General features: G+C 56.5%; 18 protein-coding genes. 12 read left to right on the top strand and 6 right to left on the bottom strand.

The genetic code is table 11. The annotated features are described in order from the left end of the window. Positions 1–7: 7 nt before the first annotated feature. The 11 genes from ACR0AP_RS10770 to ACR0AP_RS10720 all read left to right on the top strand — a co-directional run bounded on the left by ACR0AP_RS10770 (position 8) and on the right by ACR0AP_RS10720 (position 9865). On the top strand, positions 8–601 hold the full coding sequence (locus tag ACR0AP_RS10770; protein ID WP_480506754.1) for a DsbA family protein: 594 nt from the start codon (positions 8–10) through the stop codon (positions 599–601). Positions 602–670: 69 nt separating this feature from the next. Next, positions 671–1234, top strand: a complete 564-nt coding sequence (locus ACR0AP_RS10765) for a NifU family protein (protein ID WP_480483192.1) — start codon at positions 671–673, stop codon at positions 1232–1234. Next, the gene (gene tsaB, locus ACR0AP_RS10760) at positions 1224–1814 is read left to right on the top strand and encodes a tRNA (adenosine(37)-N6)-threonylcarbamoyltransferase complex dimerization subunit type 1 TsaB (RefSeq protein WP_480506753.1); all 591 of its coding nucleotides are present in this window, start codon (positions 1224–1226) and stop codon (positions 1812–1814) included. The genes ACR0AP_RS10765 and tsaB overlap by 11 nt, the downstream gene beginning before the upstream one ends. Then, complete coding sequence (locus tag ACR0AP_RS10755) at positions 1811–2224, top strand: GNAT family N-acetyltransferase (RefSeq protein WP_480506752.1); 414 nt, start codon at positions 1811–1813, stop codon at positions 2222–2224. Before tsaB ends, ACR0AP_RS10755 begins: the two co-directional genes overlap by 4 nt. A gap of 157 nt (positions 2225–2381) precedes the next feature. Further along, a complete protein-coding gene (locus tag ACR0AP_RS10750) occupies positions 2382–3380 on the top strand; it encodes a BMP family lipoprotein (RefSeq protein ID WP_480483186.1) in 999 nt (332 codons plus the stop codon). A 95-nt stretch (positions 3381–3475) separates the two neighbouring features. Further along, positions 3476–5005: an ABC transporter ATP-binding protein gene (locus ACR0AP_RS10745; protein WP_480506751.1), complete on the top strand. Its 1530-nt coding sequence runs from the start codon at positions 3476–3478 to the stop codon at positions 5003–5005. Position 5006: 1 nt separating this feature from the next. Then, positions 5007–6101 (top strand): ABC transporter permease, encoded by a 1095-nt coding sequence (locus ACR0AP_RS10740; protein ID WP_480506750.1) that lies wholly within the window; start codon positions 5007–5009, stop codon positions 6099–6101. Further along, positions 6101–7069, top strand: a complete 969-nt coding sequence (locus ACR0AP_RS10735) for an ABC transporter permease (RefSeq protein WP_480475132.1) — start codon at positions 6101–6103, stop codon at positions 7067–7069. The genes ACR0AP_RS10740 and ACR0AP_RS10735 overlap by 1 nt, the downstream gene beginning before the upstream one ends. Before the next feature lie 90 nt (positions 7070–7159). Then, a complete protein-coding gene (locus ACR0AP_RS10730) occupies positions 7160–8083 on the top strand; it encodes a sulfite exporter TauE/SafE family protein (protein ID WP_480506749.1) in 924 nt (307 codons plus the stop codon). Positions 8084–8174: 91 nt separating this feature from the next. Then, entirely contained in the window at positions 8175–9095 is a 921-nt protein-coding gene (locus ACR0AP_RS10725) for a sulfite exporter TauE/SafE family protein (protein WP_480475128.1), read from the top strand. Positions 9096–9097: 2 nt separating this feature from the next. Beyond that, positions 9098–9865: a TIGR02186 family protein gene (locus ACR0AP_RS10720; protein WP_480506748.1), complete on the top strand. Its 768-nt coding sequence runs from the start codon at positions 9098–9100 to the stop codon at positions 9863–9865. Between the two features lie 3 nt (positions 9866–9868). On the opposite strand, the gene ACR0AP_RS10715 is transcribed toward ACR0AP_RS10720, so the two are convergent. From ACR0AP_RS10715 to ACR0AP_RS10690, 6 genes are all read right to left on the bottom strand, one after another. After that, positions 9869–10597, bottom strand: a complete 729-nt coding sequence (locus ACR0AP_RS10715; RefSeq protein WP_480506747.1) for an SDR family oxidoreductase — start codon at positions 10595–10597, stop codon at positions 9869–9871. Then, on the bottom strand, positions 10585–12126 hold the full coding sequence (locus ACR0AP_RS10710; RefSeq protein ID WP_480506746.1) for an ATP-dependent DNA helicase: 1542 nt from the start codon (positions 12124–12126) through the stop codon (positions 10585–10587). Before ACR0AP_RS10710 ends, ACR0AP_RS10715 begins: the two co-directional genes overlap by 13 nt. A 60-nt stretch (positions 12127–12186) precedes the next feature. Beyond that, positions 12187–12825, bottom strand: coding sequence for an acyl-homoserine-lactone synthase (locus tag ACR0AP_RS10705; RefSeq protein WP_480506745.1), 639 nt, complete (start codon positions 12823–12825; stop codon positions 12187–12189). 82 nt (positions 12826–12907) lie between these two features. Then, entirely contained in the window at positions 12908–13627 is a 720-nt protein-coding gene (locus tag ACR0AP_RS10700; protein WP_209506490.1) for a helix-turn-helix transcriptional regulator, read from the bottom strand. Positions 13628–13994: 367 nt separating this feature from the next. After that, the gene (ccrA, locus tag ACR0AP_RS10695; RefSeq protein ID WP_209506493.1) at positions 13995–15278 is read right to left on the bottom strand and encodes a crotonyl-CoA carboxylase/reductase; all 1284 of its coding nucleotides are present in this window, start codon (positions 15276–15278) and stop codon (positions 13995–13997) included. A gap of 155 nt (positions 15279–15433) precedes the next feature. Then, a complete protein-coding gene (locus tag ACR0AP_RS10690; protein WP_480486660.1) occupies positions 15434–16777 on the bottom strand; it encodes a 1-acyl-sn-glycerol-3-phosphate acyltransferase in 1344 nt (447 codons plus the stop codon). 51 nt (positions 16778–16828) lie between these two features. Between ACR0AP_RS10690 and ACR0AP_RS10685 the strand changes: the two genes are divergently transcribed. Next, positions 16829–18889, top strand: coding sequence for a methylmalonyl-CoA mutase family protein (locus ACR0AP_RS10685; protein ID WP_480506744.1), 2061 nt, complete (start codon positions 16829–16831; stop codon positions 18887–18889). Positions 18890–19011 lie beyond the last annotated feature (122 nt).

Raw genomic sequence — 19011 nt, 5'->3', positions numbered from 1 at the left:
ATCGAACATGGCGAAGACGTTGCAGTTCTGGTTCGACTTCGCCTCGACCTATTCCTATCTCAGCGCGATGCGGATCGAACAGGCTGCGCAGGACAAAGGCGTCCCGGTCGACTGGCAGCCTTTTCTGTTGGGTCCGATTTTCGCGGATCAGGGATGGCGCACGTCGCCGTTCAACCTTTATCCGGCCAAAGGGCGCTATATGTGGCGCGACATGGAACGTCTTTGCGGCGCACGCGGGCTGCCGTTGGTTCGGCCTGACCCGTTCCCGCAAAACTCTCTCACAGCAGCTCGCCTGGCTCTGGCCCTTGCGCATCGCGAAGAACGGGCTGCCTTTGCAAAGGCTGTTTTCAGCGCTGAATTCGGGGACGGGAAGAACATCTCTGACGAAGGTGTGCTTGAGGATTGCCTGAAGAGGGCAGGTCTGCCTACGGCAGTGATGAATCGCGCAAAAGATCCGAGCATCAAGGCTGCGCTGTTCGAGCAATCTGCGCGCGCAAAAGCACTTGGCCTGTTTGGTGCGCCGAGTTTTGTGGCTGGGACAGAGCTGTTTTGGGGAGATGACCGGCTGGATGACGCGATTCGTTACGCGGTCACGATTTAGAATCGTTCCAAATATTGACTTCTCCGACCCCTGAGCGCATATCAGAAACACCTCAGACGGAGCTGCCTCATGTTCATCCAGACCGAATCCACCCCAAACCCGGCCACGTTGAAATTTCTGCCCGGCCAAACGGTTCTTGAGGCTGGAACCGCGGATTTCCCGACAGCCGAGGCTGGTGACAAGTCCCCATTGGCCAAACGAATCTTTGCCGTAAACGGCGTGACCGGTGTGTTCTTTGGAAACGATTTTGTCACTGTGACCAAATCCGACAATGTTCAGTGGGATCACATCAAACCTGCAATTCTTGGCGCAGTGATGGAGCACTATCAATCCGGCCAACCCGTCATGGGTGCCGACGCGGCAGCGGCCTCAGGTCATGCCGAACATACCGGAGAAGATGCAGAGATCGTCAATCAGATCAAAGACCTGCTGGACAGCCGCGTGCGCCCGGCCGTAGCACAGGATGGTGGCGACATCACCTTTCATGGTTTTGATCGCGGCATCGTCTACCTGCACATGCAAGGTGCCTGCGCGGGGTGCCCGTCATCAACCCTGACACTGAAGATGGGTATCGAAAACCTGCTACGCCATTACATCCCCGAAGTGACTGAGGTTCGCCCAGTTGCCGTCTGACCCGACGATCCTGGCATTTGATACATCGGCCGCGCATTGCGCGGCCGCTTTGTTGCGTGGCGGTGTGATCGCAGTATCCCGTGTCGAAGGCATGTCGCGGGGTCAAGCCGAACGATTGATGCCCTTGCTGCAAGAAGTGCTGACCGAGGCCGGTTGCGTATGGGCCGATCTGGACGCTATCGGTGTTGGGATTGGGCCCGGTAATTTCACGGGTATACGCATCTCGGTCTCTGCCGCCCGGGGCCTTGCCTTAGGCCTTGGCGTCCCGGCGGTGGGCGTTTCTGGGTTCGATGCTCTGATTGAACTGGCAGAAGCGGGGCAACTTCCAGCCATCCCTGCGCCGCGCGAACAGGTATATGTACAACTTCCCGGAACCGGCCCATGCCTTTTGCCTTTGGACGAGGCCGAAAAGCATGGGCCATTGTATGTCTGCCCCGACCCCGCATTGCAGATACAAGCCGTTGCCAGACTTGCCGCAAAACGATGGCACAGCGTCAGTGCGCCTCCGGCCCCGCTATATGTCAGACCTGCGGACGCGGCCCCATCCCGAGATGTGCCGCCTGTGTTACTGGACCAATGACGCCTTACGAGATGGCAGCGACACATGCAGCGGCATTCACCCAGTCACGCCCATGGACTGCCGATGAATTCGCCGGCCTTATGGAAAACCGGTTCACTGATTACGTTGGAAATGCCCGCTGCTTTGCCCTTTTTCAGGTGATCGCGGGTGAGGCAGAGTTACTGACGATTGCGACTCACCCCACGTTTCAAAGACAAGGTCTCGGGTTTCAGACCATGCGCATCTGGCACGACCGGGCAGTCACTTTGCAGGCAAACCGCGCATTTCTGGACGTGGCTGCCGACAATGTTGCAGCAATCGCGCTGTACGGGCGATGCGGGTATCGCCAGTGCGGTCGGCGCAAAGGTTATTATTCCAGAAAAACAGGCCCAAATATCGATGCTCTTGTGATGGAACGCGCACTGCCCTAACGGCAACCAAAGATTTTTTAGACCATTTGGTCAGAAATCAATTGACCATGACGGTTGCAAACGTCCTTAATTCCCGCCATCACAACACTTATGCTCGCTAAAAGTGGGTAAACGGGGCTAATCTGACCTCGTGCCAACAAAAAAATGGGAGACTTAAATGACCCTGATGAAATCCTTGATGGGTGCTGCCGCTGCTGTCGCTCTGACCGCAGGTGCAGCTTTCGCTGAACCGGCGCTGATCTTTGACCTGGGCGGCAAGTTCGACAAATCTTTCAACGAAGCCGCATATAATGGCGCGCAGCGTTGGGCCGATGAGACCGGCGGCGAATACCGCGAGATCGAGATCCAGTCGGAAGCACAGCGCGAACAGGCTCTGCGCCGTTTCGCAGAATCAGGTGCAAACCCGATCATCACCATGGGCTTTGGTATGGCTGATCCATTGTCGGCCGTTGCAGGCGACTATCCTGAAACCAAATTCGTGGCTGTCGACGTGAACTGGCTGGACATCCCCAACATCCGCCAGATCGGCTTTGCCGAGCATGAAGGATCGTACCTGGTTGGCATGATGGCAGCGATGGCATCGAAATCGGGCACCGTTGGCTTTATCGGCGGTATGGACATTCCACTGATCCGCCACTTTGGCTGCGGATACGCACAAGGCGCCAAAGCCGTGAACCCGGACATCAATGTTGTCGCCAACATGACCGGCACCACCCCTGCGGCGTGGAACGATCCTGTAAAAGGTTCGGAACTTACAAAAGCACAGATCAGCCAGGGTGCTGACGTGATCTATGCCGCAGCTGGTGGTACAGGTGTAGGCGTTCTGCAAACGGCAGCTGACGAAGGCATCCTGTCGATCGGCGTGGACAGCAACCAGAACCACCTGCATCCGGGCAAGGTCCTGACGTCGATGCTGAAGCGTGTGGACGTCGCGGTGTATGACGCGATGAAAGCAGGTGACGCCGTAGAAACCGGCGTGTTCACAATGGGTCTGGCCGAGGAAGGTGTTGGCGTCGCCATGGACGATAACAACAAAGAACTTGTTTCGGCCCAAATGAACGATGCGGTGGAAGAAGCCCGCAAAGCCATCATCAACGGCGATATCACCGTTGTCAGCTATTACGAGAACGACAGCTGCCCCGCACTGCAGTTCTGATACCGCGCGGGGCGGAAGGAACCCTTCCGCCCTGCCATCCACTCTGCCATCCGTGCCACCTGCCGGATGGGCTTTTCGGCAGTTGAGGGTAAGACATGACCGTCCCCGCCATTGAGCTCAAAGGGATTTCCAAATCCTTTGGGCCGGTTCAGGCCAACAAAGACATCTCAATCAGCGTCGCCCCCGGTACGATCCATGGGATTATCGGTGAAAACGGTGCGGGCAAATCCACGCTGATGAGCATCCTCTACGGCTTTTACAAAGCCGACAAAGGTGAAATTTGGATCAACGGGACAAAGACCGAAATCCCTGACAGCCAGGCGGCTATCGCCTCGGGCATCGGGATGGTGTTTCAGCATTTCAAGCTGGTGGAGAATTTCACGGTTCTGGAAAACATCGTTCTGGGTGCTGAAGATGGCGGCCTTCTGGCTCCGTCTCTGGCCAAGGCGCGTAAAGAACTGAAAGAATTGGAAGAAGAATACGAACTGTTCGTTGACCCCGACAAACGCATTGATGAGATCGGTGTGGGGATGCAGCAGCGCGTCGAGATTTTGAAGGCTTTGTATCGCAAGGCCGAGATTCTGATTCTGGATGAACCGACTGGTGTTCTGACCCCGGCTGAAGCTGACCAGCTGTTCCGTATCCTGGATCGTCTGCGGGCCGAAGGGAAAACGATCATTGTGATCACCCACAAGCTGCGCGAAATCATGGAAAACACCGATACCGTTTCGGTCATGCGCCGTGGGCAGATGACAGCTACGGTGAAAACTTCGGACACCAGCCCGGAAGAACTGGCCGAGCTGATGGTAGGCCGCAAGGTTTTGCTGCAAGTCGACAAGGTGCCTGCGACACCGGGCAAACCCATTCTTGAGATCGAAAAGCTGAGTGTTTTTGATTCCGCCGGAGTTGAACGGGTAAAAGGCATCGACCTGACCGTGCGTGCCGGTGAGATCGTCGGCATTGCCGGTGTGGCGGGCAATGGACAGTCGGAGTTGCTGGAGGTTCTGGGCGGGATGCGTCCGGGACAAGGCTCGATCAAGCTGAACGGCGAACCGCTGGCCCTAAGCGGTGCCGGATCAGACGGTCAGGCGCGTCGTGCACAGCGCATCGCGCATGTGCCCGAAGACCGTCAGCGCGAAGGTTTGATTATGGATTTCCACGCGTGGGAAAACGTGGCCTTCGGCTATCACCGCGACCCGGCCTATAAACACGGCATCTTTATGGACAACTCCGCTCTGCGCGCTGACACCGAAGCCAAGATCGAGAAATTTGATGTCCGGCCACCAGACCCTTGGCTTGCCGCCAAAAGCTTTTCGGGTGGGAACCAACAGAAAATCGTCGTTGCCCGCGAAATCGAGCGAAACCCTGACCTGCTGCTGGTCGGCCAGCCGACACGAGGCGTTGATATCGGGGCAATCGAATTCATTCACAAGCAGATCGTGGCCCTGCGCGACCAAGGCAAGGCGATCCTTCTGGTTTCGGTCGAGTTGGAAGAGATCTTCTCGCTGTCCGACCGGATCGCAGTGATGTTTGACGGGCATATCATGGGTGAACGCCTGCCCAATGAAACAGATGAAAAAGAACTTGGCCTGCTGATGGCCGGTGTTGCAGGAGAGGCCGCGTAGGATGGAAAAAATGCCTAAATGGGCCGATGTCGTTCTGATCCCGCTGATCAGTCTGATGCTGGCCGCTATCCTGTCGGCGCTGGTCATTCTCGCCATCGGAGAAAACCCCGTCGAAGCTGTAAAGCTGATGGTCTCGGGCGCGCTGGGGTCAACCTATGGGTGGGGCTACACGCTCTATTACGCGACAAATTTCATGTTTACCGGTCTTGCGGTCGCCGTCGCATTCCACGCCCGTTTGTTCAACATCGGTGGCGAAGGTCAGGCGATGCTGGGCGGTCTTGGTGTGGCCATGGTTTGCCTTTACGTCGACTGGCCGCATTGGAGCGTTGCATTGCTTGCAGCTTGCGCCGCATCAATGCTGTTTGGCGCGCTTTGGGCCGCTATCCCGGCCTATCTTCAGGCCAAGCGCGGCAGCCATATCGTGATCACCACGATCATGTTCAATTTTATTGCCGCTGCCTTTCTGAACTACATGCTGGTCAATGTCATGCGCCCGCAAGGGTCGCAGGACCCGGCAACCGCACGGTTCCCCGAATCCGTCCATCTGCCAACTTTCCAGTCAATGTTCTCGACCGCAGAAAACGTGGTGTTCCGGGGGGCTCCGGTAAACATTACATTCTTCATCGCGTTGCTGGCCTGTGTCGTCGTCTGGGCGCTGATCTGGCGGACCCGGCTGGGCTATGAAATCCGAGCTTATGGCCACTCTGAAACCGGCGCGGTCTATGCCGGTATCTCACCGGTTCGCATTACTATTGTTGCGATGCTGATCTCGGGTGCGCTGGCAGGTCTGATGGCCATCAATAACGTCATGGGCGAGGCGGAGCGCCTTGTCCTGAACTCGACCGAAGGCGCTGGGTTCATCGGGATTGCCGTGGCCCTTATGGGGCGCTCACATCCTTTCGGCGTATTGCTGGCCGCGCTTTTGTTCGGGTTCCTGTATCAGGGCGGGGCCGAGCTGGCACTGTGGGCATCGATCCCGCGCGAGCTGATCGTGGTCATTCAGGCGCTGGTGATCCTGTTCACCGGTGCGCTGGACAACATGGTACGGATGCCGCTTGAGAAACTGTTCCTTGGTATGCGGAAGAGGGCAGAGTAATGGACTTCTTTGTAACCCTCATCCAGGTTCTGGATTCGACCATCCGCCTATCCACGCCTCTTTTGCTGGCCTGTTTGGCCGGTCTGTATTCGGAACGGGCTGGCATTTTCGACATCGGGCTGGAAGGCAAAATGCTGGTGGCCGCGTTCTTTTCTGCGGCTGTCGCGGCGGTTACGGGTTCAGTCTGGCTGGGCTTGCTGGCTGGCATCGGATCCTCATTGGCGCTGTCAGGGCTGCACGGGTTGGCATCGATAACCTTCCGGGGCAACCAGCTGATTTCGGGTGTTGCAATAAACTTTCTCGCCTCGGGCCTGACAGTGCTTGTCGCCCAAAGCTGGTTCCAACAGGGCGGTCGTACGCCCTCGCTCTTTGGTGGCGGCCGGTTCGAGCCTATCAACTTTCCATTTGCCGATGCGCTTGGAGGGGTTCCGATTGTCGGCCCTATCTATTCCGAACTGCTCTCGGGCCATTCGATCCTTGTTTATGTGGCATTCCTGATGGTTCCAGCAACGTGGTGGGTGCTTTTCCGCACACGGTTCGGCCTGCGCCTGCGGGCTGTGGGTGAAAACCCGGCAGCCGTCGACACGGCGGGTGTATCCGTGGTTGGCCTGCGCTTCGCAGCCGTCGCGATCTGTGGCGTACTTTGTGGTATCGCGGGCGCTTATCTGGCGACGGCTTTGCAGGCGGGGTTCGTCAAGGAAATGACCGCTGGTCGTGGCTTTATTGCGCTGGCCGCCTTGATCTTTGCCAAATGGCGCCCGTGGCACGCCATGTGGGCCTGTTTGCTGTTTGGCCTGCTTCAGGCGGTAGCACTTCGGTTCCAAAACATCGATCTTGGCGGCGTAGTGATTCCGGTCCAGGTGATGGACGCCCTGCCCTATATCCTGACAGTTGTTATTCTGGCCGGTTTTGTCGGCAAGGCCGTGCCACCACGGGCAGGCGGAGAGCCCTACATCAAAGAGCGCTGATAAGGCCAGTTCCGAATGGAGTTTCAGTCCTGTTCGCTGCAAGGCGGCATGCAGAGTTGATTTTGCATGCCGCAACCGTTCTAAGAGGGTATGCACGTATACCTTCCCATAGCCGAAGTTTCTGTCAGCCCATTCCTGCTGTTGGGGATCGGTGGGGTCGTCGGTGTTTTATCTGGCATGTTCGGTGTCGGCGGAGGATTTTTGATCACTCCGCTGCTGTTTTTTATCGGCATTCCCCCGGCGGTTGCCGTTGCGACATCAGCCAATCAGGTTGTCGCTTCTTCCATTTCGGGATTGCTGGCGCATCTCAGGCGCAAGACCGTGGACCTGAAAATGGGAAGCGTTCTGCTGACCGGAGGGTTGTTTGGCGCGGCCCTGGGTATGGTGGTTTTCAATTTTCTCAAGCATCTCGGACAGGTCGATCTGGCTGTACAGATTTGCTATGTCGTGTTTCTGGGGGCCATCGGAACCCTGATGTTCATTGAAAGCCTTGCCGCCATCCGAAAAGCCAGAAAGTCCGGGAATCAACCTGCCCCCAAGCGACGCCAGCGCACATGGGTTCACGCACTGCCCTTCAAGATGCGGTTTCGGGCATCAAGCCTGTACATCTCGGTCATACCACCTGCACTGGTCGGGTTTGGTGTTGGCATCCTGTCGGCGATCATGGGTGTCGGCGGCGGGTTCATCATGGTACCCGCGATGATCTATGTTCTTGGCATTCCGACAAAAGTGGTTATCGGGACATCCCTGTTCCAGATCATTTTCGTCGCCGGTTTCACAACCATGATACATGCGTCGACAAATTTCAGCGTCGACATAGTGCTTGCCCTGTTCTTGTTGCTTGGCGGCGTTCTGGGCGCGCAATTGGGGACGCAGATCGGTGCACGTCTGAAAGCCGAACAGCTGCGCATTTTGTTGGCGTTGCTGGTCATAGGCGTTGCCGGAAAGATCGGATTTGACCTTCTATTGCCGCCGTTGGAGATCTTTTCTCTGGCAGAGCCTGGAGGGGTATGATGTTGTTTTCCCCGTACCACGCGACAATAACCGCTCTTGAATTCGAGTTTGATAGAAGGCAAGCCAAGACCCAGCGCAAAGTGACGGTATCATGCATATTTACCTGCCCATAGCCGAAGTCTCGGTAAATGCATTTCTACTCCTTGGTCTGGGTGGAATGGTTGGAATTCTGTCGGGGATGTTCGGGGTCGGCGGCGGGTTTCTCATGACGCCGCTGCTGTTTTTCATTGGCATACCACCGGCTGTTGCGGTTGCGACAGAGGCCAATCAGATTGTTGCATCGTCCTTTTCCGGGGTGCTGGCCCATTTTCGACGAAAGACCGTTGACCTCAAGATGGGTACGGTTTTGTTGACAGGCGGTCTAGTCGGGGCTGCATTGGGCGTTGTTGTCTTTAACTATCTAAAAAGCCTAGGCCAGGTCGACCTTCTGGTAACCCTTTGTTACGTGGTCTTCCTTGGTATCATTGGCAGCCTGATGTTCATCGAAAGCCTGAGGGCGCTGCGCAAAGCCAAGAAAGGCGGGGCAGCGCCAGCCAAGCGCCGCCAACGTGGCTGGGTTCATTCGATGCCCTTCAAGATGCGCTTTCGCACATCAGGTCTTTATATCTCGGTCATTCCACCGGTTGTAGTTGGTCTAAGCGTCGGGGTCTTGTCCGCGATTATGGGGGTCGGTGGCGGCTTCATCATGGTCCCGGCGATGATTTACCTGCTGGGAATGCCCACGAAAGTCGTTGTCGGCACATCGTTGTTTCAGATCATCTTCGTAACCGCATTTACCACGATGCTGCACGCGACCACCAACTATACAGTGGACATTGTCCTGGCGGTATTGCTGCTGGTCGGGGGCGTCATTGGCGCCCAGATCGGAACCGTAATCGGTTCGCGCATGCCGGCAGAACAACTACGCGTTCTGTTGGCGGCGCTGGTTCTGGTCGTCTGCGGCAAGCTGGCCCTTGATCTGCTTCTTGAACCATCCGAGCTTTATTCGCTTGGCAACAGCGGGGGGCATTAAGAATGCTGCGCTATGTCTTTGCCGCTTTGTGCCTGTTCTGCCTGCCCGCCGCAGCCGATGAAGAGCAGGTCGTCCTGGGCCTCAGCCAGGATCGTGTTGCGATCACTGCCGACTTTGACGGGTCTGAGATCCTCATTTTCGGGGCCATCAAACGGGAAACACCCATTCCCCCAGGCCCACCGGTCGCAGTTATCGTCGCGGTCGCTGGCCCGTCCGAGCCCGTCACGGTTCGCCGCAAGGAACGAAAGTTGGGGATTTGGGTAAACACCGATAGCGTGCTGGTCGACCTGGCACCAAGTTTCTACGCAGTTGCCACCAGCGAACCGTTGGATCAAATACTGACCGATACCGAAGACCTGCGTCACCGCATTTCGATTGAACGCGCGATCCGGTCTGTAGGAGCGGCGATGCACATCCGTGGTGCTCAGGATTTTGCAGATGCCGTAATCCGGATCCGTGAATCTGAACAGTTGTATTCCATCCGCGAGAACACAGTGGCCGTGGACGAACAAACCTTGTTCCGGACGTCAATCGACATGCCCGCGGACCTGACCGAAGGGGATTATTCCGCCCGGATCTTCCTGACCCGCGGAGGAGAGGTTGTATCGCAATACGAAACCACAATCGATGTTCGCAAAGTCGGGTTAGAGCGGTTTCTGTACAATATGTCCCGTCAGCAACCCGTTTGGTACGGGCTGATGTCATTGGTTATCGCAATTGCAGCAGGTTGGGGCGCGTCGACAGCGTTCCGTCTGTTGCGGGAAAACTGACACTCACCCCCTGCCGATATAGGGCATGGTCGTGGCCATGACCGTCATGAACTGCACATTTGCTTCGGGTGGCAGGGTGGCCATATGCAGAACAGACCGCGCGGCATCCTCGACCGCCATGGTTGGGTCCGGCGTCTGGCCTGCCGCCTGCGCCGCATCCACCAGATCCTGAACCATCTGCGTACGTGCGTTGCCGATATCGATCTGACCACATGCAATTCCAAAGGATCGCCCATCCAGTGAAAGGCTGCGCGTCAGCCCCGTAATGGCATGTTTGGTCGCCGAATAATGTACAGAATTCGGGCGCGGAACATGCGCAGCAATCGAGCCGTTATTGATGATCCGCCCGCCCTGCGGGCTTTGATGACGCATGATCCCAAAGGCCTCGCGCGCGCATAGAAACATACCGTTCAGGTTGACGTTGACGGTTTGATACCAATCGCCCAACGCGATTTCGTCGATTGTGCCGCCGCGGGCAAAGATACCAGCGTTGTTAAACAGAACATCAAGTCGCCCTGTCCGATCCATGAAGGCGTGGAACGCCTGTTTGACTGCGTCCGGGTCGGTCACATCTGCGGGTAATGCTATGGCCGCCGGGTATTCCTGCCCGAGGGCATTCAGCTTGTCCGCGCTGCGCGCCAGCAGCCCGACCGTCCAGCCCTGCACCAGAAAAAGCTCGGCGGTGGCCCGACCTATGCCAGAGCTTGCACCAGTTACGATTATGGAACCCATGTCTCTTCTGTCTCCAGTGTGAGTGAAACTGCGGGGACCGCGCGCAAATCATCAATCTGCAACGGGTGGGTGGGTTTCGACAGCCGGTTACGGACCACCCAGATCAAACGCTCTTGTGCGCGTGTGATCGCAACATAAGCCAAACGCTTCCACAAAGGTTGCCCGGCCTCGGAACGGCCCATACGGGCCGCGGCGTAAATGTCAGGGGCAAACACCTGAACCGTGTCCCACTGTGATCCTTGTGCCTTATGTATCGTCACCGCAGCCCCGTGCAAAAACGTCGCCCCCATACGGGCAGCAAAAGGAATGAAGGGCTCTTCCTCATCCGGTTTTTCGATCTGGACAATCGACGCGGCGCTGACCTGAGGGTCTTCGGCCCCCATCACATGCAAGCGAGAAAACCCCGGTTTGCGACCGGGACCAAGATAGACAACCTGGGCCCCTTTGATCAGGCCGCGCGCCTCAAGATCCAACCGCTTCTTGCGGTGCTTCAACGGCAACTCGATCCCGTCGCAGATCAGCGGCTCGCCTTCCAAAAGCTCCGTATCCGGTGCACCATGAACCTGCCTGAACGCCTGTATCAAACGAATGCGCGTGGCGTTGCGCCAGACCAGAACCGGGCTGCGCGCCATCAGATCAACTTCGACCCGCTGCCCCCAAACGACCCTGTCATCCCGCCGGGCAGTGTCTTCGACCAGACGTTCAAATTCTTCAAATCCCATCGACGGATCGGCAAGAGCGTGCGCCAGATCCAGGATCGGGTTATCTGCATCCTGCCGATGCACACGCTGAAGCGTCAGCTTTCGCGGTTCGGGCAAGGCTTCAAACACCATGCTGCCGGACTGATTGACCGGAGCCAGCTGTGCGGGATCACCGAACAGTAGAAGGGTCGGGAATATCTCTTTCAGGTCCTCGAACTGACGATCATCCAGCATCGACGCCTCATCGACAAACCCGATATCCAGCGGTTCCTCACGGCGTTTCCAACCGGTAATGAAATCTGAACCGCGCAATCCGGCTGCGGCCAGCGCTCCGGGTATCGATTTGTTGTTATGATAAAACGCAGCAGCACGGTCCAAAGCTTCGTCTGTCAGACCTTCGATCTCGGGGCGTTCATCATTTCCGGCCAGCCACTCGGCGATACGCTCGTATTCTGGGTCATAGACCGGCGTATAAAGGATGCGGTGAATAGTAGTTGCCGGAACACCGCGAAGGCGCAGAACACTTGCGGCCTTGTTCGTGGGGGCCAGAATGGCAAGGCTGCGCTTGTCTCTGGATTTCCGGCTTTCGTAATCGCCGGACACGACCTGAACACCGGTCTCAGCCAGCGCCTTATATAGTTCGGCCAGTAGCAACGTTTTGCCGGACCCGGCCTTGCCGATGACAGCCATCACGCCAGACTTCCCTGCCCCCGGCAGTTTCAGAAGGGCATCGTCCTCCAGGTCGACACCGGCTGAGCGCAGCATCTCAGCGATGCTGTCATACGCGGCGGCCTGATCATCTGAGAAGGTCACGTTGGGCAAAGACATGGCGCGACCCTACAGGGCCGCGCCAACCATCACCAGATGCGGAATTGCGTTTTCCGGTCCTTAGGCAGACAAGGCAAATCGGTGCAGTTTGGATCGCCCGAAAGCCGCCTTGAACCACATGCGCGAAAGCTCACGCGGGATGCCTGCCCGTTCAGCCACGCGGTTGCAATCATCCGCTGAATAGGGCCACAACCCAACCGAGATCTGGTCACGCCCTTTGCCTTGGGTTCCAAGAACCTCGGGGGACGACCCGATCAGACGATAGATCCGGATCATACGGGCATCAAAAACACCGGCAATATGCGTCAGGCCAAAGCCTTCCATCATCTCGCCCCCACTTAGCATGATGGCCCCGGCAGTGTGCGGGCTGGCTGTGCGGGACAGGCAGAACCGGGTCACCTCCCAGATCAGCGGGCTGCAAATCGGCTTGCCGCCGTTGAGATGCCCAAACACGTCATTGATCATTACCCGGCCTGTTGTCGGCAATACCCGCATCGACCCGCCATGGCTGCCATCCGGTTCTTCCCAGATGACATAAAGCGGGTTGAGGTCGTCGTACTCATCCCGCTCTTCTCCTTTTTTGTTGACATGGACATCCCACCCCAACCGGGTTTTGAACTGATCTGCGCGATCCTTGAACATCCCCTCAGCCAGAGTCGGAAATCTGTGTAACTCATCGGCATATAGATAACGCAACATGACTTTTCCCCTTGTCGTCCTGTGCAGGAACGAAGGGGGTACAGAGTCGTGGTTAATATTGCGTTTTGAGGACGCTCTGGCCTTAAACGACTATTAATCCCCGGCTGAGTGCCGTTGCGATTGCGTGGGTCGTGTTAAGGGCTCCGAGTTTCGACCGGGCGCTTTCAATGTAAACGCGTAGCGTGTGTTCGGAAATCGACAGGGAATGCGCCACCTGAGCACGGCTGTAACCCAGTGCCAAAAGGGTAATGGCGTCGATTTCACGGGGTGACAGGCCGCGCGTGGCATCCGGTTGCCTGTCCTTTTCAAACTCCAGCGCTTTGCGGTTGATGTAGTGCGCAACAAGAATCAACTCACGCCCGTAGGTCGAGATGAAGGTCTGCCAGGTTTGATCGTCGCAGCTGTGGTTAACGGTAAAAAGAGCGAACTGACCGTTTGGCCCTCGGATCGGGATCGAGTATCCCTGATTGCCGACCCCATGGTCGTGGGCATCCTGAAGGAATGATTTGGCCACCTTGCTGGACCAGTCCAGAGACTTCCAGTCAACTGGGTGAAATCGCTGGAAACACCCCAGAATTACAGGGTCGATACGATGATAGTTTTTTTCCCTGTATCGTTCATCCCAGGCGTCTGAGTATGTCGTATAGCCGTATTGGTCCCCCGCGCCGTCAACCCAATGATATGTCAGATGTGCGACCTTCAAAGTGTCTCGCAGACACTCGGCAACGATGCTGAGCTCTTCAAGCGTGCTGGTGTTTTCCAAATCCTGTAGGATTTGACCCAAATCGGTTTTCGTTCCCATCCGCGGGCGCCCGTGCCTCGTTCTTCAGGGACGCAATCTCGGCCGCGGCAATCAGTCTTGTATCATCAAGCTGTTCTGCAAGCGCGCTCAACCCATTCGCAACGGCGAACGCATTGAGGTCCGATAGTACGTCCAATATCCACTCATTTTGCGCCATCAGGGTCTCTCTGAAACAGTTAACGAAGCGTTAACACAACCATAACATGTATGATCTTTTTCGACCTATTCACCGGTTTCTACTCCCCAAAAATAGCGGGAGTAAGAATCGCAAGCATTTGAAACCATGAAAAAGGTCTGCAAACAGCAAACCACCCGCGAACCGGCAGTGCGATTCGCGGGTGGTTTTTGTCTAACGTCCTTAACTTTATCAGCCTGCGTCCAAAACTTCTTCGAGAGTGCGCAGCCCGGTACGCGGCGCCTGAACAAGCACAGACATGTTGCCCGGCTTGTGTTCATTCCGCAGCATTTTCATATGTGCTTCCGGAAGGTCGTTCCAGGCAAACACCTCGGACATACAGGGATCCAGGCGGCGCTCGACCATCAGCTTGTTCGCCGCCGCCGCCTGTTTCAGATGGGCAAAATGCGAACCCTGCAGGCGTTTCTGGTGCATCCACATGTAACGCACATCGAATGTGCAGTTGAACCCGGACGTCCCCGCACAAATCACAACCATGCCGCCTTTTTTCACCACGAAAGTCGAGACCGGGAAGGTGCTCTCGCCCGGATGCTCGAACACCATGTCGACATTGTTGCCCTTGCCGGTGATGTCCCAGATTGCCTTGCCGAATTTGCGGGCCTCTTTGAACCACTCGGCGTATTCGGGCGTATTGACCGTGGGCAGTTGACCCCAGCAATTAAAGTCGCGGCGGTTCAGAACCCCCTTTGCGCCCAGACCCATGACGAAATCACGCTTGCTTTCGTCCGAGATCACCCCGATCGCGTTTGCCCCGGCTGTGTTGATCAACTGGATTGCATAAGATCCCAGACCGCCCGAGGCACCCCAGACCAGAACGTTCTGACCCGGTTTCAGGTCATGCGGTTCGTGACCAAACAGCATACGATAAGCTGTCGCGAGTGTCAGCGTGTAGCAGGCCGCTTCTTCCCAAGTCAGGTGCTTGGGGCGCGGCATCAACTGTTGAGCCTGAACGCGCGTGAACTGGCTGAACGAACCATCAGGCGTTTCATAACCCCAGATCCGCTGACTGGTCGAATACATCGGGTCACCGCCGTTGCATTCCTCGTCGTCGCCATCGTCCTGATTGCAGTGGATGACGACTTCATCGCCAACCTTCCACCGCTTGACCTTGTCGCCAACGGCCCAAACGATGCCCGATGCATCAGAGCCAGCGATATGGTACGGTGCCTTGTGGCCATCAAAGGGGCTGATCGGCTGGCCCAGAGCAGCCCAGACACCATTATAGTTAACACCTGCCGCCATCACCAGAACAAGCACCTCATTGCTGTCCAGCGTGGGTACATCGACCACTTCCTGCTGCATTGCAGTATTTGGCTCGCCGTGGCGTTCCTTTCGGATGGCCCAAGCGTACATTTGTTTCGGGACATATCCCATCGGAGGGATCTCACCCATTTCATAGAGGTCTTTTTCGGGTGCCTCATACGACGCGATACCGGTTTCGGTGTCCAAAGCCATGCTGGCCTCCTTTTTCAATGCTTTTGCCGCGACGCAGAATCGCGTGCTTTATCAGATGAAATATTGGCCGCTGCGAAATATTGCAACCTGTTTCGGTGAAAAATTGTAATTTTATGACCCAGCAGTTGCAGAAATTATTTTGCAGACGCAGAATTTTAGGGGCGCGCGGAAACCGGTACAGATGCCGCATAATACTCCAGCAGATCACCGCGTTGCCCAGATGCAGAAAGAATATCTCCCTGCCGCTTGAGTATCCGTCGTTCAATCAACTGGTCCAAAGCGCTTGATATGGCCGGCGCATTGTCTTGGGTCTGCCTACCGTCGCGTTCCATCATCGTCTGAATACAGGACCGCAGATCCAGTTCCGCCATCGGCCCATTGTCACGTATCAGCAAACAGGCCGCAGGGGCCGGAACCAACGGGATCGCGTTCTGGATACGTTGCATCAATGTGCGCGCCAGATCGGTCATCATGTCGTCACTGCCTTCGGCCCGGAACTCTTTCAGGGAAATCGGCATTCCGTACCGGACCGATGCCAGCCCAAACCGCTTGTAGCGTCCGATTACTCGCCGCCAGAACTGCTTGAAAATCCATCGCGCGATGACCCCGATCCGCGCCCGAAAACGACGCTCTTTTCCCAGTGCCGCACGGGTAAGAATAGTGTCTTCAAGCACACGGTCATAATTCAAAGCGACGGGAACAAATACGACATCACGCCCCTGCGACGTCGTCCCATCCATTATGTATTTGAGCAACCCAAGCTTTGGGCGGGCGAGCGCTCCTGTCAGGCTTAAGCCACCTTCTGGAAACATGGCTTGCGTCACACCGGCTTCGGTCGCATGGCGCACATAGGTGGACAGAACCTGCCGGTAGAGCTCGCTGCCCGACTTGCGTCGGATAAAGTAAGCCCCCATTGCCCGGATCAACCGGCTCAGCGGCCAAACCCGCGCCCATTCCCCTACTGCATAGGACAAAGCAGAATGCGGGGCCGCCAGATATGTAACCAACACGTAGTCCATATTGCTTCTGTGGTTCATCACAAAAACAACGGTTGCATCAGGGTCGATAGTCCTGACCGCGTCTTCGTCTTCGTAGCTAAGCCGCACTTCGTAGAATGTGTTGCTTAGCAGCCGGGCCAGCCGGATCGCAAAACTGAAATAGGCGAAGGCGGAAAAGGACGGCACGATCTCGCGGGCATAGCGGCGTGCCTGCTCGGACGCGACAGCTTCGGGTATTCCGGTTTCAAGGGCGTGATGCTGGACCGCTTTTCCGACCTGTGGATCATAAATCAGCCGTTGAATCATGTCGTGCCGACGGGCCAGCTTGAACGGTTGGATCGGACGTTGCAGGCGCTGGTTCAAACGCGCCACGGCACGTTCCAACCGGCGGCGGAAGAACCACCGGACTGACGGGAACAGGAAATGTGAAGCGAAAGTAACCATGGCAAAGACCACGATCAGCACAAAAAGCCAAAGCGGAAGTTCCACGGTTTGCGTCATGGCCGCACCTTGCCACCAAACGCAGCTACTCACAATCTGAACAATTGCAGGATGCCGCAACGCAGCGAATTGACATGTCCCGAAAATTGCGCTTTAGAACCCGTAGACGTAATTTTATTGCCCACCGAAACGCGAGGCCCCTTCATGACGCAGATGCAGAAAGATCGCCCCTGGCTCATCCGGACCTATGCCGGTCATTCTACCGCCAAGGCCTCGAACGCGCTTTATCGTGGCAACCTTGCCAAAGGGCAAACCGGTCTTTCGGTTGCCTTCGATCTGCCCACCCAGACCGGATATGACAGTGACCACACGTTGGCACGTGGCGAAGTTGGCAAGGTCGGGGTGCCCGTTTGCCATCTGGGCGATATGCGAGTTTTGTTTGATCAGATTCCATTAGAACAGATGAACACGTCTATGACGATCAACGCCACCGCCCCTTGGTTGCTTGCCCTTTACATCGCAGCTGCCGAGGAACAGGGCGCTGACGTTTCCAAGTTGCAGGGCACGGTTCAGAACGACCTGATCAAGGAATATCTGAGCCGGGGCACTTATGTTTGCCCGCCAAAACCGTCGCTCAAGATGATCGCGGACGTGGCCGAGTATTGCTATACCAATGTTCCGAAATGGAACCCGATGAACGTGTGCTCGTATCACCTGCAAGAGGCGGGCGCGACGCCAGAGCAGGAGCTCGCGTACGCCCTGGCCACTGCCATCGCCGTGCTAGACGAATTGCGCCCACGAGTACCTGCCGAGGATTTCCCGGCGCTCTGCGGCCGGATTTCCTTTTTTGTGAATGCTGGCATCCGCTTTGTCACCGAAATGTGCAAAATGCGTGCCTTCGTGGATCTTTGGGATGAGATTCTGCAACAACGCTATGGTGTTGAAAATCCGAAGTTCCGCCGATTCCGGTATGGCGTGCAGGTGAACTCTCTGGGTCTGACTGAGCAACAGCCTGAGAACAACGTCTACCGGATCCTGATCGAGATGCTGGCCGTAACCCTGTCGAAGAATGCACGCGCCCGTGCGGTGCAGTTGCCCGCCTGGAACGAGGCGCTTGGCCTGCCACGCCCTTGGGATCAGCAATGGTCCATGCGGATGCAGCAGATTCTGGCCTATGAAACTGATCTGCTGGAATTCGATGATCTGTTCGATGGCAACCCGGCTGTTGATGCCAAGGTCGAAGAATTGAAAGCAGGTGCACTCGCAGAACTGGCGAACCTGGATTCGATGGGCGGTGCGGTTGCGGCAATCGAGTATATGAAATCCCGCCTTGTGGATTCCAACGCTGAACGTCTGAACCGGATCGAACGCAACGAAACCGTCGTCGTCGGCGTGAACAAATGGATGGAAGGCGAGGCTTCGCCCTTGCAGACCGAAGATGGCGGCATCATGGTCGTAGATCCTGCCGTGGAACAGGAACAGATTGACCGCCTGAATGCGTGGCGGGTTGAGCGGGACGAAGCGGCTGTTGCAGCGACCTTGGCCGCATTGCGCCAGGCTGCTCAGACAGGAGCGAACGTCATGGAGCCGTCCATTGCCGCTGCCAAGGCGGGTGTGACAACCGGGGAATGGGCCGAAGAGATGCGCAAGGTCTTCGGCACTTATCGTGGCCCGACCGGCGTTTCCGGATCGGTCTCGAACAAGACCGAAGGGTTGGAGGACCTGCGCACGGCGGTTGATGCCGTCAGCGACAAACTGGGACGGCGCCTGAAATTCCTGGTTGGGAAACCGGGGTTGGACGGCCATTCCAACGGCGCTGAACAAATCGCGTTCCGTGCCCGCGACTGCGGCATGGATATCAGCTATGAGGGTATCCGGTTGACCCCAGAAGAAATTGTCACCTCAGCCCGTGACGATGACGCACATGTCATCGGGCTGTCGATCCTGTCCGGCAGCCATCTGCCGTTGGTAGAAGATGTAATGGATCGGCTGCAAAAGGCTGGGCTGTCTCACATTCCCGTGGTTGTCGGCGGAATTATTCCTGATGAAGATGCCGCAAAATTGAAAGCCATGGGTGTATCCAAGGTTTACACCCCCAAAAACTTTGAACTTAATGCGATCATGAGCGATATCGTAACGCTGGTAGACCCCAAAAACCTCGCAGCCGAGTAACTGAGGTTTTAGACTCCTAATTCTCCGTTTCTTCCCATTGGATATTTGGGATGGAATAAACCATTCGTTAGAATTACGGTGCGCGTTCAAGTGCACCGTAAATATATCCTTCGGAGATGAAT

It is taken from the genome of Ruegeria sp. AF7, assembly GCF_056541885.1.
The sequence above is the reverse complement of the archived record's forward strand: the minus strand, read 5'-3'. Positions and strand labels throughout refer to the sequence as shown.